The organism is uncultured Friedmanniella sp. (genome assembly GCF_964244005.1).
In the GTDB taxonomy this organism is placed as follows: domain Bacteria; phylum Actinomycetota; class Actinomycetes; order Propionibacteriales; family Propionibacteriaceae; genus Microlunatus.
This window is the reverse complement of sequence record NZ_CAXTHG010000010.1, coordinates 124,524-140,022: the sequence shown is the minus strand read 5'-3', so window position 1 is coordinate 140,022 and position 15,499 is coordinate 124,524. Positions and strand designations below refer to the sequence as shown.

Below are 15,499 nucleotides of genomic sequence, written 5' to 3'. Positions count from 1 at the left end.
AACACAGCCGACGAACCCCGGACCGCCACGCGACAAAAAACACCAGCCACCTAGGTTGAGGTCGGCGATGGCGGCTTGGAGGCCTTCTTGTCCGCCGAGGTCGTCGTCGTCGGCAGCCCGGACGAGCAGGCCGTCGATCTCCTCTTCGGCGTCGGCCCACTCCTGCAGGAGTCCTCCCAGGCGCAGCCGGGCGCAGGCGAGAGTGAGAATGCGTCCGGCGCCTGAACGGTTGGTCGCGGCGACCGAGCGGGCGGCGGGAGGGTGGGGCTCCAGCAGCTGTACGCGGTGGACGAGCCCGCCGAGCTGCTCGGCGGCCCGGGCGATCGCGGCTTCAGGGCAGGAGGGTTTGCTGCCGTTGACAGACTTGTCGCGGAGGCTCTGCTCTAGCTTGCGTCGGGTCTCGCGGGCAAACACTCTTCGCTGGTGTGCGTCGTCGATGGCGCACAACTCACCTGCTGCTTCGCGTTGCCCGCTGCCGCGGGTCAGCTCGGCGGCGCGGGCGAAGTAGCTGTCCCATGGCAGGCCCTCGACTTGGCTGCCGACCGGGGCGCTATTGCGGAACGCCGCCAGTTCTCTACGCACCGTTTCGCTCAGCCCCTCGGGGCGGCGCTCAAATAGTTCACGCGCTTCGTCGAAGCTGAGGGCGCGCAGCAGATCGGAGCTGCCAGCCTGCAGGTCGGTCATCACGGCGCCCGCTGCCGTGGCCGCTGCCACGGGGCTGGTGCCGGGACGGGAGAGGAAGACCCGTTCCGCCCTCTTCCGCAGGTCGGCGTAAGCGGCGGGGCGGAGCACGTCGTCGCTGGTGCGGCGCGAGGCGAGGGTGAGGTTGCTAACGATGCGGCTGGAGTCGACACGCTCACCCTGGTCGGCGTGGTCAGTAAACCCGCCGATCACGGGCAGTTCCCGGAGTGGGTCGGCCCCTGCGGCGAGCAGGTCGAGATAATCGGCGACGGCTGTTGCGCTGGGCCGCGACGCCGAGCCCATTTCGACGATCGCCCGGCGCACTGCTCCCGCGAGGCCGTCCATTTCGGCGGCGGGCTCCTGCTGGGCCAAGAGCGCCAGGTCGCCGGAGGTCTCCAGCAGGGCGCTCGGGGGGAGGGATTCAAACATGCCCAGCGACTGCCGGTCGGGGACCTGTTCGCCGTCGCAGAGCACGAGGACGACGCCACGGGTTCCGGCCTGGTTTCGCAGCTGCGTTCCAGAGGCGTCGACCAGGGCATGGCGGCCAAACTTGCCGGGTGCGGCCGAGACAACGGCGAGCTGCGGCATCGACGCGTCGTCCCAAGCCTTGCTGAGGCCTTCGGCGACGGAGCTAGGGACGCCTTCAACGAGGAAGAACGTGCGTTCCCCCGACTGGGTTCGTAGGCGGATGCTGGCGGCCAGTGCGCGTCCGAGGCGGTCACTCATGAGGTCCTCCGGGCGCGTTCGCCGACCATGGTCGTGCGGTCCGACAGTCCGAGGGCCAGACCGGCGTCGCTCATCAGCTTCTCTGCCTTCCGTGCGTTACGTTCGAGGCCGGTCCCGTCGACGAGCGCGGCGAGGGCGGTGCCGGCGGCGGACTCTTGATTGACGACGAGCCCCCACTCGCTGCGCAGCGCGGCGAAGAAGTCGCGACTGGACATCGGCATCTGCGCGGAGAGGGCACCCACAAGCGCGCCGAGGAGAGTGGGGTCTGCAGTCAGATAGCGGTAGGCACCGGTGCCGACCAGCATCCCGATCGACTCGAGCAGCACACGGAAGCCGTCGCCGGCACCGCGGCCGTAGTTGGCGTTCGTCGCTTCGACCGCCGACCGGGCGATCTCTTCGTAGGCGCTGCTCGCCGGGTTGTCGGGGAGGCTTCGCAGCTGGCTCGCAACGCTGTCTTCGCTGTCGGCGCCGAGTGGGCTGCGGGCCTGGAACTCGGCCGCCCAGTTGACTCCCGGCTGGTCGAGCTCCTCCATTTGCTCGGCCAGCGTCTGCACGATGGCCTCGCTGAGCCGGATGCGTGCGCGCCGGTAGAACTCCTCGGACCGCTGCCGGATCGGGTCGGTGGCCCGGGGTCCGCCGCCGAAGGTCAGCAGGAGGAACTGGTCGCTGTCGGGGGCGCCGGTCTTGTCCCATGCTGTGCGGATGATGTGGGTTGCGAAGTTGAGGGCGACGACGGTGCGTAGTTGCCAAAGCTTGGCGGGCCCGCTTGCGCCTTCTTGGGCCATTACGCCCTCGGCGTGCCGGCAGAGCCGCCCGGCGAGCTCGGCCAGCCTCGAGTCCGCGCCCCTTTTCCACGCCTCGCGCTCGTCGGCCTCAATGTCGGGGGCGCGTGCGTAGGGCTCGCCGTCGTCGAGCGCCTCCTCGAGCGCGCCGCTGATGCTGGCGAGGGGGGTGGGGCCGGTCAGCGCCTCCTTGATCGAGGCGACTGCGGCAGAGCCGAGCTGCCGGGACTCCTCGTCTGGCGCATCGAGCAGCATCCGGGCGAAGGTGATGCCCTTCCCGCGCATGTAGACCTTCCGCACGCCCCACTGGGGGCTGCTTGGCGAGCCTTTCCGGGCGTCGTACCAGAGGAGTGACTCGTGGAACGGCCTCAGTAGCCAGGTCCCCTTCTGGGCGCGGGTCGTCTCGGGGTCGACGAGTCCCTCCAGCGTCCTCTGGGCGAGCGCGAGATTAGCCGATCCGCGCATCTCTTGGCCGGCGGCCAAGCGTGCGCCGTACTGGGCTGGCGTGGTCTCTGCGTCGCCGGCGCGACCGCGGTCTCGGCCGCCGAGGAAGTTTTCTCCGACGGCGAGGCTGCGGACGGCGAACCGGGGGCGCTTCGGGCTGGTCAGCTGGTCGATGGTCTCGGGGGCCCGATATCCGTTTTGCACCAGGGTCAGCAGCATCTCGGCGAACAGCGGCGACGCGCGCTCGTCGCGATCGGTTTCGATGCACAGCAGCTGCGCAGCGACCGCGCCGGGCGCGAGGCGTTCGGGTCTCTTGGGGGGCACGAGGCTCACCGGCCCGCGAAGTGGGGAAGAGTGATCTTCAGCAGCGCCGGCGGCGAGGAGGTCGGATCGGCGACCCGCATAGCTTCGTCGGCGCCGGTTGAGGCGAGCCTGCCGTAGAAGCTGCGCAGGTCGTTCATCTCGGCGACGCCCTGGCCGACGGGGCCGCCGAAGTCGGCGGCCTCGCAGATTGCCTCATACATCCGGGGACTGATGCGCAGGGCGAGTTCGGGCGAGTGGTCGACCTCGAGGACGACGTCAACGTGGTCGATGTCGAGCACCTCCTCGACCAGGCCGCGGTCGGGGACCCGCAGCGACAACCGGCCGGCGGGAACCAGGCTATGCACGAGCGACGGCGCTGCGGGCCGGAACGCGCCGGGGTCGCGGGAGAACAGGCAGGCAGGGTCGGGGACCACCATCCCTTCGTCGGGGCTGGGGAACCCGGTGACCAGGAAGTTGAGGCCCCGCACCAGCTCGGTCAGCGCGAGCACGGTGTCGCGGCCGGTGGCGACGTCAGCGGCCAGCACGGCGAGGCTGGAGGCTCGCCGGAACCGCAGCAGCCTCCGATCCGCCGCCGCCGGCCCGCCAAGCGCGGCTGCCGCCTCGAAGTACACCCGCCGGCGCCAAAGCGACTGTGCGGCCGGCGCCGCGTCGCTGCCCCGGACGAGCGCGGTGAGCCCGTCCTCGACTTTCGCGACGTCCTCTGAGGTGCTGATCATCTCGCCAAGGGCGTGGAACGTCATCTGCTGCTGGGCTGTATTCACGCGATCAAGCGGGGACCGGCTGCCGTCGAGGCCGCGGCCGGACGGCTGTCCGGGTGGAGGCGTCCCGGCGATCTCCTGCACGGCTTCAGGGGCGCCCCCGCTATCGCGGAGCCAGCTGTCGACCTCAAGGTCGCTGACCAGCCCGAGCCCGCTGCCCTTGATCCCCACAAGCAGAGGCGACTTCTCTGCGGAGTCGGGCTCGAGGCCGCCGCCGAGCAGCCGAGAATAGTAACTGTCAGACGCGGTGCAAGCAGCCTGGCCGAGGTCGCGAAAGCCGTCCTTGGTCTCGCGGCAGCTCGCGTCGCCGACGACGGCCCAGGAGAGGATGGCAAGCACTTCCCGCAGCGTCGGGACGGAGTCGCCAGCACCGAGCCGGAAGAGGGTGCGCAACTGGCTCCGCACGTCGTTGCGCCGCAGCTGGGCTGCGTTGCTGCGCATGGCGCAGCCGCCGTCGTCGAACGGACAGCCGTCGCAGCCCGCCCACAGCTCTTCCCGGGTAACGTAGTCCAGCAGCGCGGCCCAAAGCTTGTCGCCGGTGGGGCGCTGCCTGTTCACGTTGACGATAAATTGGCCGCCGGAAACCGCCGCCCCGGTCAGCAGTGCCTCGTCGAGGACAGCAGTGGAGGCGGTGTCGCCGAGGTCGCTGAACGCGTCGCGGAGGATGCCTTCGTTAGCGCACAACAGGACCTGTCCGCCGCGGCTTTGAGCCGCGGCTTCGGCCATGGCCTCTGCGCGCTCGACTGCGGTCGGCACTCCGGACAGGTCTTTCAGCACCCAGCGGCCGGGCGCCGCCTCTAGCAGGGCGTCGGTGCCGGGCAGGGCCGCGCCGACGGCCCTGCAGTAGGCCTCGGCGGCCGCCGTCTTGCCGGTGCCGGCGTTCCCCGTAAGCAGCACGATACCCGGCTGGCCGTTGCTGGCCCACCTCTCGAGGAACTGCGCCAGCTTGGTCTTGATGTCGGGGCCGAGGGTGGTGGCCAGCTCGGCGTAGTGCTCGCGGTAGGCACCCCCCTGGTGGGCGTTAAAGACCGACAGCTTGCGCAGCGCGGTGACGATGGGCGCCTCGGCTTCGGGGGGCGTCACTGCGCCGGCTCCATTGCGACCTGGCCGGCAGGTCTGCGCGAAGCCCGGCGTGCAGCGGCGAGCTCTGAGGCGCTGCGCGTCGGGACGCCTGCGTTCGCCAGCGTCTCAGCTAGCGCAGCCACAATCACGCGGGCGCCGGGTGGGGGGACGGCGTTCCCGATCTGGCGCCGGACGCGCGGGTACGCCGACCGTGCATCCCGGGTGCCGGCACGGGTGCCGTGCTCGAAGATGAAATCGTCGCGAAAGCCTTGGAGCCTGGCTTTTTCCCGGTTGGTCAGACGGCGGGGTTCCTCGTGGTGGTAGCCATGCGTGCCTCCCCCCCCGCCGGCAATAATCGTATAGGCGGGCTTGTTGGGGTCGAGTCGGCGGTAGACATGGCTGATGAGTCCTCGCACAGCGAGCGGGTGCCCCTCGGGCACCGCCTCGTAGTTCTGTCCCGGCCCGATCAGCTTGAGTCGTTCCACAACGTCCTCGGTATCCATACCTGTCTCGTGGTTGGGGGCGTCCGGTCGGAGCGGTTGTCGGTCGAGCACGTCGCCGACAGTCAGCGGCGAGCCGGCGAATGGCGTAGGAATGATAGGCGGCCTCGCCCCGAGGTCGCGACGCACCCCGACGACGATCAGACGTTCCCGGTGCTGAGCGACGCCGAGGTCGGCCATGTCAACCACCTGGGCGCTCAAGTCGTAGCGGACCGGGCCGCGACCGGCGTCTGAGTAGCTGCTGGGCGCCCGGAGCGCGTGCCGCACCAGCTTCCACGCCTCTCCCCTGTTGGCAGACAGGAGCCCGGGGACATTCTCGAGCACGAAGCCGGCGGGGCGCAGGACGTCCAGGTAGCGCGCCACCTGCCGGAAAAGGTTCCCACGCGCGGTCTTCAGCCCGTCATGGTTCCACAGGGTGGAGTAGTCCTGGCAGGGCGGCCCGGCGAGCAGAATGTCGCACGGCACCTCGGGCACCGGCAGCTGGGTGATGTCGCCTTCGACGATGTGGCGGCCCAGATTTCGCCTGTAGGTCTCGACCGCCCAGTGCTCGTTGTCGATGGCCCACACAACCTTGACCCGCCGGGTCTGCTCGGCGCCGACGTCCATCCCGCCGCAACCAGAGAACAAAGAGACGGCCGCGTAGCGGCCGAGAACGCCTGCCATCAGGCGCGGGAGCGACGGTCGAAGAGGAGGCCAGAATCGCAGCCGTGTGCTTGGACAGTCCAATGAACCGACACGAGACTGTTCCTGCACTGCGCAATCTGCATGCGCGCGCGCACTGTCTGCGTCGTCCCGATCTTCTGAGCGACCACCGCTTGGGTAACGACCCCTGCGAGCCTTTGCTGGCTCGACGTGAGGCCGCCAGAGGCTTCGCACCTCCGGCCTGCGAGTGCAGCGCGCGTCTCCATGCGGGAGACGATATAGAGCACCGCCGACATTTTTGGCATCAGCAGTCAGACTCGCCGGGCGTCACAAGTAGCCCCAACCCCGTCACCTCGCCTGGCTGGCCACGCTCGCGCTCGGAAAACGTTCCCGCGGGAACGTTTTTCGACCCCGACGCGGCCAATCGGCGTCAGACCTCAGCGACCTCGACCAGCAGCTCCAGGATGTGCCGGTACGGCTTCCCCGTCGCACGGGTCATCTCCAGCTCACACGTCCGGTTGCACGAGGCGTGGGCACTGGCCCCGTACGCCTCCACCTCAGCAGCCTCAGCCGCAGTAGCTGAGGCGGTCAGCTCGGGGTGCAACAGGCCACGGTCACCGGCAAAGGCGCAGCACTGCCAGTCGAGGGGCACCTGCACCTCCGTCGCCACCCCCGCGGCGACGGTACCGAGAAAGCTGTTCAACCCCAGCTGCGTGGACGAGCAGGTCGGGTGAACCGAAACCGACTCGAGCCGCTCGTACGACCCAAGCAAAGGAAGCACCCGCTCGGCCACGAACTGCACCGCGTCGACCACCCGTACGGCTGGCCCGTCCGCGTCGCTGGCCAGCATCTTGAAGAAGCCCTCCGTGCACGAGCTGGCGTCGACCACCACGGGCAGGTCGCCGTCCCGGGTGGCGGCGTAGATCAGCGGCAGCACCTTCGCGCGCATAGCCGCGTAGCCGTCGGGCAGACCCTTGGACGACCACGGCGTCCCGCAGCACAGGCCGTCGATGCCCGCGGGGACCAGCAGTGTCAGGCCGGCTCGGGCGCAGAGCTTCTCGAAGCTGACCTGAACCCCGTCACCCTCGGTCGGTCCGAACATCGTGTTCACGCAGGCCGGCAGGTAGACCGCGTCCGGCTCAGCGGTCACGGCCGGGCGGCGTCGCGACGCCCCACCGGAGGGCAGTTCCGACGACCACAGCGGCAGCTGGTCGGTGCCGACCACGCGCCGGCCCAGCCGGTTGACCGCGCCGACAGCAGGGGCCAACGCCCCCGGCACCGCCGCCGCCGCCGTCAGAGCCAGCGACCCACCACCCGCCACCACACCCCAGTGCTTCGCCGCCTGGGTCCACGCCGCCGCGGCCACGGACGACTGGTCCTCGCGGCGCAGCCGCTTCACCAGGTCGCCGGTGTTGATCAGTACCGGACAGGCGGTCTGGCACATCCCGTCGACGGCTCAGGTCTGGACCCCCGCGTAGTCGTAGCTGTCCTCCAGCCGCTTCGCCAGCCCGGCGTCCCCAGCGAGCGAGGCCGCCGCGATGTCGCGGCGGACCGTAATCCGCTGCCGGGGCGTCAGGGTCAGGTCGCGGCTGGGACAGACCGGCTCGCAGTAGCCGCACTCCACGCAGCGGTCCACCTCGGACTCGACCGGCGGCGTCAGCTTGATGTGCTTCAGGTGCGCCTGCGGGTCGTCGCTGATCAGCACCCCCGGGTTGAGCAGGCCGCGCGGATCACACAGCCGCTTGATCTAACACATCACCGCGTACAGCTCCTCGCCGTACTGCCGCGCCACGTACGGGGCCATCACCCGCCCCGTGCCGTGCTCGGCCTTCAACGAACCGCCGTTGCCGAGCACCAGATCGACCAGGTCCTCGGTGAAGTCGCGGTAGCGGCCCAACGAGGCCTCGCCCTCGAAGCGGTCGGTGATCATGAAGTGGATGTTGCCGTCCTTGGCGTGACCGAAGATCACGCTGTCGCCGTAGCCGTAGGAGTCGAAGAGCCGGGTCAGGTCCACGCACGTCGGCGCCAGCTCGGCCACCGGCACGACGATGTCCTCCAACAAGGCGGTGGTGCCCGGTGGTCGGGCGCCGGCCACCGACGTATAGAGCCCCTTGCGCAGCTTCCACAGCTGGTAGCGCAGGGCTGCGTCCTCGCTCAGCACCGCCGGCGACAACGTAGGCAACCCGGCCAGCGTGGGCCCGGCCGCCGCCACCAGCTCGGTGAGCTCGGCCGCACTGGTGGCCTGGTACTCCAGCAGCAACGCCGCCTGGCCGTCGACGGCGAGCGCCTTGATCGGGTCCGGGCAGTCCGGGAACGCCTCCCCGACCCGCAACGACGTAGCGTCCATCAGCTCCAGGGTCGCGGCCCCGGTGGCCACCAGCTCGGGCAGCGCCCGGTTGGCGGCGTACAGGTCGTCGAAGAGCAGCAGCGCCGAGGACAGCTCGGTCCGCAGCGGCACCGTCCGGAACACCGCCGCCGCGACGAAGGCCAGCGTGCCTTCGCTGCCGACGATCAGGTGGGTCAGGATCTGCGCCGGGGTGTCGTGGTCGAGCAGCGCGTTGATGCCGTAGCCCATGGTGTTCTTCATCGCGAACTGGCGCTCGATGGTCGCCACCGAGGCCGGGTTGGCGCGGACCCGGTCGCGCAGCCCCAGCAGTCCGGCATAGAGGTCGGGCTCGAGCAGCCGTAGCTGCTCGTCCGCGTCCGCCGCCCCGGTGGTGCCGCAGGCCATCCCGCTGGAGTTGTTGACCACCACGCCACCGATGGTGCACGCCGCCTCGCTGGCCGGGTCCGGGCGCACTTGCGTCCGTACGGGGCGAGCCGCGCGTTCAGCTGGCGCACCGTCACGCCCGGCTGCACCCGCACCCGCGCCCCGCCGTCGAGCACCTCGACAGTCCGGAAGTGCCGCCGGACGTCGACCAGCAGCCCGTCGGTCACGCTCTGACGGGACAGGCTGGTGCCGCCGGACCGGAAGGTGCTCGGCACCCCCTGCCGGGCACTGACCTCCAAGAGGGCGGCCACCTCGGCCGCGTCGCGCGGAGCGACCACCGCTGTCGGCGGCGGCAGGAAGTCCGAGGCGTCGTGGGCCAGCGCGTACCGGTCGAAGCTCGTCGGCGCCGCACCCCCAAGCCGTCCCGACGCTCGTGCGCAGGTCGTCAGGGCGAGCAGCCCGACACTCCGGCCGATCAGAGTTCGACGACGTGTCGGAACCGCTGATCGCCACGCCCAGCCATCTCAGGACCGGGGAGAGAAGGGCGAAGAACGCGCGGGCGGAGTCGAGGGCCGCGAGCAGCAGCGCGTTGCTGGGGCTGTCGAACTGTGAGGTGCGGCTGCGGGGTCTGGAGGATTCGCAGTAGTGGAGTGGATATCCACAGCATCGCAGCACGACTAACGAGACCAGCACGTGATCGATCGAGGATGGTTGACTAGGCGCCGTGGGAAGCTCATCCGATGCTGAAAGCCTCGCCAAGCAGTTGATGGCCGGTGGCACCGCCGAGGACCACCGTGCCCTCCTCCAGGCCCTGCTCAGCGGCCACGTCACCAGCATCCTGGACAAGCTCGATGCCGCCGCGAAGCCAGCGTTGCGTCCTCCGCCGCCGGAGGTGTCCGGCTTCCGGGTACGGCTGGACCTGCAGGGCGCCAAGCCACCGGTCTGGCGGCGCCTCGACCTGCCCGGTGACCTGACGCTGCCCCGGGTGCACGACGCGATCCAAGCCGCGATGGGCTGGACCGACAGCCACCTGCACCGCTTCCGTACCGGCCGCGACTACCGGTCGCCGTCCTTTGTCACCACCTTCGATGTCGACGAAGGCGAGGACGGTGTGCCGGAGGACGGCGTCCGCCTCGACCAGCTGGTCAGCGCGAAGGGCGACACTCTTTGGTACGAGTACGACTTCGGTGACGGGTGGGACCACGTGCTTCAGGTCGAGGAGGTGCTCGACGATCGGCCCGCGACGGTGCGCTGCGTCGGCGGTCGGATGGCTTGCCCGCCGGAGGACTGCGGCGGGATCGGAGGCTACGACGAGCTGGCAGCCTGGGTGCGCAGCGGGTACGACGACGCGCAGCTCCCGGAAGTCTTCGGAGATGCTGCCCAGGCCCGCGACTGGCTGCCGCTGGAGTGGCACCCGGACCACTTCGCCGTCGACGAGGCGAACGCCGCCTTGTCCGTCGCCCTGGCCGAGCCGGTCGCCGTCACCGGTGAGCTCGCCGATCTGCTCGAGCAGCTGGAACAGCGCGGCATCCGGAGCTTGCGCGAGGTGCTCGGCCGACCGTCGTCCCACGAGCCGACCGACGTCACTGACGACGAGGCGGCCAGGCTGACCGCAACCTACCGGACTCTCCTCGACCTGGTCGGCGACGGTGTGGCGCTGACCTCCGCCGGCTATCTGCCCCCCAAGCTGGTCGAACAGCTCGCCAAACGCGTGGGCATCACCGAGTGGTGGATCGGCAAGGCCAACCGGGAAGACCTGACGCCGCCCGTCGCCGCCGTCCGTGAGACCGCGCGGGCCCTCGGGCTGGTGTCGGTCCGGAAGGGCCGGCTGGCCCCGACCAAGGCGGGCGTCCGCACCCGGGAGGACCCCCAGGCACTGCTGGCGCACATCGCCGGGCGACTTCCGTTGGGCACCAAGGAGTTCGAACGGCACGCCGGCTGGGCGGCGCTCGCCGTCGCCGGGAGCGGTGTTCCGGCCGAGCAGTGGCGTGAACAGGTCAGCGACTTGCTGTTGGCCTTCGGCTGGAGAACCGACCGAGACTCCTACTCGCGGCCCCCTGCCCATAGTCCGACGCTCGACGTTCTGGAAGAGCTGGCCGGCGCAGCCCGTACCGGCTGGAGAGTGATGGGCACCGACCTGGCCGTCGCGGCCGCCGCCCGCTCGGTGATCGGTCAGCACTGATCCGAAGGCGTGACGTCGAAGCATCGCGGACGTCCGCACGTCCAGCGGGAGCGTCAGTATGGCTACATATGATCAGTGCAACGCCCGCTCATGTCAGCAACTGGACCGGATCGCCTCCATCTTCCCGATGAAGAACCTCAGCAGGGGGCTGCGGAACGCCTTGTTGACGTGTAGCGACGCCGCCAGCGGCCTGCGGCTAATTGGTGACCAGCTCGGCGTACGCCAGACCCGTGAAGGCGCGATCGCGACGTCGTCCCCGGAACGCCATCGAGGACGCTCCGCCGACGGCCGCGGCGACCAGGCCGGCTTAGGGTGTCGAAGGTGAAGCTGCGCGAGGAGAGAGTCCGCATCCCGGCTGTTGACGGCGAGATCGAGGCGATCGTCATCGAGCCGGTCGGTCCTCGGCGCCCCCAGGCCCTGCTCTACTACACCGACATCTTTCAGCTGACGGAGTCGACGTTGCGGACCGCGCGACAGCTGGCCTCGGCGGGGTTCCTGGTGTGTCTGCCCGAGATCTACCCGCGGGAGCTCCCGGGCGTGGCGCTCGAGTTCGACGACTCCGGGAAGCAGGCCGGGCTGGCCGGCGCAGCTCATACGACGACGGCGCAGTTCGACGCCGACGCGGCCGCCGCCCTCGACTACCTGCAGCAGCGGGACGACGTCGAGGAGATCGGCGTCGTGGGCTTCTGCCTCGGCGGGCACCTCGCGTTCCGGGCCGCGTTCGACCCGCGAGTCGCGTCCACCGTCTGCTTCTATCCAACCGGCCTGCACAACGGATCGCTCGGCTCCGATCAGGCCGACTCCCTGGCCCGAGCCGCCAACGTCGGCGGCCGGCTGATGATCATCTTCGGCAGCAATGACCCGCACGTGCCGGCCGACGCACGGCTGCAGATCATCTCCGCCTTGTACGCGGCGGGGCTGGAGCACGTCGAGCTGCACCTCTCAGCGGCGGCGAGCACGCCTTCATGCGCGACATCGGCCCTCGTCACGACCCCGTGCTGACCGACCTCGGGCTCGCCGAGGCCGTCTCGTTCCTGACTGGACGGTAAGGAGCCAGGTCTTGCCAACCGAAAGTGCTCTTGCCGCCTTTCGACAGGTGGCAAGAGCACTTTCGGGAGGCAGGAGCATCGGGGAACGATCAGTAGACGGTGCAGTAGCTGCCGGAGGCGCCGGGGATGCGCTGCAGGGTCTCCCCGTAGATGTTCGGCTCGTAGGCGCCGAAGCTCGAGTAGTGGTTGGAGTTCTTGGCGCCGATCCCCTCGTACTGGCCGCCGCTGTACGCGGCCCAGGCTTCGACGTAGATCTGGTAGGAGTGGCCGTCGTAGCCGGTGAACTTGGAGGTGGCCAGCTCGCGGTAGTCCGCCATCGAGTAGCTCATCGAGTTGACCTCGGGGATGAACGCTTGAGCCGTCCCCTGGTTCTTCCAGGCCCCGTATCCGTTGGTGACGTCACGAGCCCAGACCCGGGTGTAGAACCACTGCCCACCCGAGCGGTTACGAGGGGAGACCAGCACCGTGGTCTCCACTCGGTTCGTGCTCCCGGTGCAGACGGTCTGGGGGTAGAACTGAGCCGGGCTGTAGTAGTCCGGGCTGTTGCTTCCACTTAAGGGCGGATCACCGATAGGGCACGCGCCCTCACTCCAGTTCAAGATACTCTCATTGAAGATACTGTCACTGGTGATAGTAACTTCACCGAACGGAGCCAGGGTGTTTATCGGACGCGAACGGCAGCTTGCGAGCCTGAGCAAGATCATGGACCGGGTCCTCACGGACTCGCTGCCGGGTACTCCTGGCCGCGCCATCTTGATCCGTGGCCGTCGCCGCGTCGGTAAGTCACGCCTCGTCGAGGAGTTCGTCGTTCGGACGGGACTGCCCTACGTCTACTACGCGGCCAGCGGTCGTCCGGTACGCGAAGAGCTGCGAGGCTTCGCCGACGACGTCGCCTCGTCGAGCCTTCCGGACGCCGCTCTGTTCCGCGACGTCGAGCTTTCCTCCTGGGAGGGGGCGCTCCGGCTGCTGGCGTCAGCCCTCCCCGAGGGCGGCAGCGTCGTCGTGCTGGACGAGCTGCCCTACCTCGCGGCGGCCGACACCGGCTTTGAAGGAGCGTTGCAGAATATGTTCGACCGCGAGCTGTCGCGCCGTCGCGTTCTGCTCGTCGGCATCGGGTCGGACCTGTCGATGATGGAAGCGCTGAACGCGTACGGTCGGCCCTTCCACCAGCGGGCGACTGAGATGGTGGTGCCCCCACTGTCACCGCTCGAGGTGGGCACCATGCTTCAGCTGGAGGCGGCCGACGCCTTCGACGCCTACCTGGTGACCGGCGGCCTGCCGCTGATCTGTGCCGAATGGAGCCCAGGGCTCTCGCTCTGGGGGTATCTGGAGGAAGCCCTGGCCGAGTCAACCTCGGCCCTCCTCGTGTCGGCGGAACGGGCGCTCGCCGCTGAGTTCCCGACGGAGGCCCAGGCTCGGGAGGTGCTGACGACCATCGGCACCGGCGAACGAACCTTCACCGCCATCGGACGCCGGGCCGGCGGTTTGCCCCAAGCCTCGCTCAACCGTTCACTGAAGCTCCTGATCGACAAACGAGTCGTCTCGTTCGACGAACCGTTGTCGACGAGATCCGGCAGCAGGGACAAGCGCTACCGAGTCGCCGACCCGTACCTGCGCTTCTGGCTCGCCTTTCTCGGCTCACACATCGGAGAAGTTGACCGCGGCCGCGGGGACCGCGTCCTGGCCCGCATCCAGAGCTCGTGGTCGGCATGGCGCGGACGCGCGGTCGAGCCGGTTCTCCGCGAGTCGCTGGACCGGCTGTCGCTTGGTCTCGGCGGCGAAGAAGGGTCGAGCCCAGTTGTCGGCAGCTACTGGACGCGCACCAATGTTCCGGAGATCGACGTCGTCGTCGCGGACAAGGGACCCGTCGCAGGCGCCATCCTCGGCGTCGGCTCGATCAAGTGGCTCGAGCAGCAACCCTTCGACGGCCGCGACCTGAACGCACTGGTCCTGCACCGGGCACAGCTGCCCGGGGCCGACGGCGATACGCCCCTCCTGGTCGTTTCCCGTTCTGGCTGCGACGTCCAGGGCGTCCGGGCCTACGCGCCGGATGAGCTGCTGGAGGCCTGGCGCCAGTGATGATTCCGCTGCATTGCCGGACCTCCCTTTCCCTAACCCACGAGGTTTGACTTCACTTGACCTCGAGTGCGTAGGCAGCCAGCCCCTCTGAGTAGTCGTCCAGCCCCCAGTAGATTTTCGCGACCTTGGTACCCTTGGGTATCGCGTAGCAAAGCAGGATTCGACCCGACGTTCCTGGGTTCATCTCTCCGCTGGTGCTGAAATCTTCGTTGCCTCTGGCGTTGGTGGTGGCACTGTCGGAGAGCTCGGTCTCGTCCGCGTACTCCACGCCCTTGTCCGTTACCAGGTTTCCGAAGTCACTCGGAGCGACCGGCTCGTTACCGGTGTTTTTCCACCGGAAGGCCACCAGGTAGAACTCCTGGCCCTTCGGGGCTTTGTGGTCCTCGTACCCGTCGCTGAGCGAGGACAGGCGGCACGAGTCGAACTGCCGGTTCGGGTCCTTCGAGCCTTTGAGGTCGTTGCAGTAGACCTTCCCGGCCTGGACCCGCTGTCCCTGGTAGGTCGCGGACTTGCCGAGGCTGACCAGGGTGGCGTCGTCGATGTCCAGGGTGGGCTCGTCGTCTCCTGGTTCGACGCCACTATCAGCACGCGGTGAAGCGTCCGGCTCTGCCGTGCGCAGTTCGCCCGTTCCCAACACGGCCTTGATCTTGCGGAGGTCCTTCACCTCACCGTTGATGGCCCACGTGTCAGAAAGCACCAGGAAGCTCTGCTCGAACACCAAGCCGGCCTTGAGACTCTTGTCGCGACGGGCGACGTCGGCGTACTCGTACACGGTGACACCACCGCCCTTTTGAGTCGGATGCTCGAGATTGCAGTACTTGTTATCCTTGATGTCGGTCGTCTCCGGATCAGAATTGATCAGGCTGAGACACCCGATCGCGTCACCGATGGTCTGGAAGTTGTCGTACGCCGGGGCCGCCGATGTTGTGAGGCTAGGAGCCGGAGAACCTCCGCCCGAACACCCCGCCAGGGCGATCAGCGCGGCCATCGACAGAATCAGTCCGAACCTGTGTTGCTTCACTGCTGGCGTGTCCCATCGTCTCCTGCGCTCACCCCATTCGAAGGGGTCGCAGAGACAGTAATCGAAAAGGAAAGCGTCACCCGCAAGTCGAGATCGAATTGTTATTGGAGGAACAGTACTGCCACGGCCGGCCGGCCGGACCTCCGCTAACGACCTTCGACAGGCTCAGGGAACGGGGGCTCAGCGAGGAGTCGAGGCGGCAGCCGTCGGCGCGGGGGAGCCGGCATCGTTCAACACGTACACCACCTGCGGCGCGGGGGCGGGCGAGAGCGTCCTCGACAGCACCGTCCCCACCAGGATCCCCAGCAGGAAGATCAGGGCGACGATCAGGCCCGTGGTCAGCTTGCCCCGCTTGCGGGCGGGCTGCAGGTAGTCCTCGTCGTCGTCGGCCACGTCCGGCACCGCGACCTGGGTGGCCGTCGGCAGGTCCGCCTCCGGAGAAGACTCACCCGACCCCAGCAGGTCATCAGCCAGTCCCCTGTCAGCAGCGGTGTCAGATTCGGCCATCGGCCCTCCCGAGGTGCGGAGTGGATCAGCGG

Annotated in this window: 13 protein-coding genes and 1 pseudogene; 3 read left to right on the top strand and 11 right to left on the bottom strand. The window is 68.8% G+C overall.

Features of this window, described 5'->3' with window-relative positions; all coding sequences use genetic code 11:
* From ACFE76_RS08805 to ACFE76_RS08770, 8 genes and pseudogenes are all read right to left on the bottom strand, one after another.
* Positions 1-1,407: hypothetical protein (locus ACFE76_RS08805; protein ID WP_375431370.1), on the bottom strand; the 1,407-nt coding region annotated here is incomplete at its 3' end.
* Complete coding sequence (locus ACFE76_RS08800) at positions 1,404-2,966, bottom strand: hypothetical protein (RefSeq protein WP_375431369.1); 1,563 nt, start codon at positions 2,964-2,966, stop codon at positions 1,404-1,406. The genes ACFE76_RS08805 and ACFE76_RS08800, both read right to left, overlap by 4 nt.
* Positions 2,963-4,798, bottom strand: a complete 1,836-nt coding sequence (locus ACFE76_RS08795; RefSeq protein ID WP_375431368.1) for an ATP-binding protein — start codon at positions 4,796-4,798, stop codon at positions 2,963-2,965. The genes ACFE76_RS08800 and ACFE76_RS08795 overlap by 4 nt, the downstream gene beginning before the upstream one ends.
* Positions 4,795-5,940 carry a DNA cytosine methyltransferase gene (locus ACFE76_RS08790; protein WP_375431367.1) on the bottom strand — a complete coding sequence of 382 codons (1,146 nt, stop codon included), beginning with the start codon at positions 5,938-5,940 and terminating at the stop codon, positions 4,795-4,797. The genes ACFE76_RS08795 and ACFE76_RS08790 overlap by 4 nt, the downstream gene beginning before the upstream one ends.
* A gap of 409 nt (positions 5,941-6,349) precedes the next feature.
* Complete coding sequence (locus ACFE76_RS08785; protein WP_375431366.1) at positions 6,350-7,363, bottom strand: heterodisulfide reductase-related iron-sulfur binding cluster; 1,014 nt, start codon at positions 7,361-7,363, stop codon at positions 6,350-6,352.
* Positions 7,364-7,375: 12 nt separating this feature from the next.
* Positions 7,376-7,624 (bottom strand): 4Fe-4S dicluster domain-containing protein, encoded by a 249-nt coding sequence (locus tag ACFE76_RS08780; RefSeq protein ID WP_375431365.1) that lies wholly within the window; start codon positions 7,622-7,624, stop codon positions 7,376-7,378.
* A 42-nt stretch (positions 7,625-7,666) separates the two neighbouring features.
* Positions 7,667-8,719 (bottom strand): FAD-binding oxidoreductase, encoded by a 1,053-nt coding sequence (locus tag ACFE76_RS08775; protein WP_375431364.1) that lies wholly within the window; start codon positions 8,717-8,719, stop codon positions 7,667-7,669.
* A 59-nt stretch (positions 8,720-8,778) separates the two neighbouring features.
* Positions 8,779-8,940 (bottom strand): annotated as a pseudogene (locus tag ACFE76_RS08770) (FAD-binding protein); the annotation flags it as partial.
* A gap of 455 nt (positions 8,941-9,395) precedes the next feature.
* Here ACFE76_RS08770 and ACFE76_RS08765 point away from each other — a divergent pair.
* Positions 9,396-10,811, top strand: coding sequence for a plasmid pRiA4b ORF-3 family protein (locus tag ACFE76_RS08765; protein ID WP_375431363.1), 1,416 nt, complete (start codon positions 9,396-9,398; stop codon positions 10,809-10,811).
* Positions 10,812-11,132: 321 nt separating this feature from the next.
* On the top strand, positions 11,133-11,813 hold the full coding sequence (locus ACFE76_RS08760) for a dienelactone hydrolase family protein (RefSeq protein ID WP_375431362.1): 681 nt from the start codon (positions 11,133-11,135) through the stop codon (positions 11,811-11,813).
* A 136-nt stretch (positions 11,814-11,949) separates the two neighbouring features.
* Here the strand turns inward: ACFE76_RS08760 and ACFE76_RS08755 are convergent, their stop codons facing one another.
* A complete protein-coding gene (locus tag ACFE76_RS08755) occupies positions 11,950-12,324 on the bottom strand; it encodes a hypothetical protein (protein ID WP_375431361.1) in 375 nt (124 codons plus the stop codon).
* Positions 12,325-12,862: 538 nt separating this feature from the next.
* Between ACFE76_RS08755 and ACFE76_RS08750 the strand changes: the two genes are divergently transcribed.
* Positions 12,863-13,939 (top strand): ATP-binding protein, encoded by a 1,077-nt coding sequence (locus ACFE76_RS08750; RefSeq protein WP_375431360.1) that lies wholly within the window; start codon positions 12,863-12,865, stop codon positions 13,937-13,939.
* 52 nt (positions 13,940-13,991) lie between these two features.
* Here ACFE76_RS08750 and ACFE76_RS08745 read toward each other — a convergent pair whose 3' ends face one another.
* Together ACFE76_RS08745 and ACFE76_RS08740 are read right to left on the bottom strand one after the other, a co-directional pair.
* Positions 13,992-14,927 (bottom strand): DUF4352 domain-containing protein, encoded by a 936-nt coding sequence (locus tag ACFE76_RS08745; protein WP_375431359.1) that lies wholly within the window; start codon positions 14,925-14,927, stop codon positions 13,992-13,994.
* 213 nt (positions 14,928-15,140) lie between these two features.
* Complete coding sequence (locus tag ACFE76_RS08740; RefSeq protein ID WP_375431358.1) at positions 15,141-15,467, bottom strand: hypothetical protein; 327 nt, start codon at positions 15,465-15,467, stop codon at positions 15,141-15,143.
* Between the last annotated feature and the right edge of the window lie 32 nt (positions 15,468-15,499).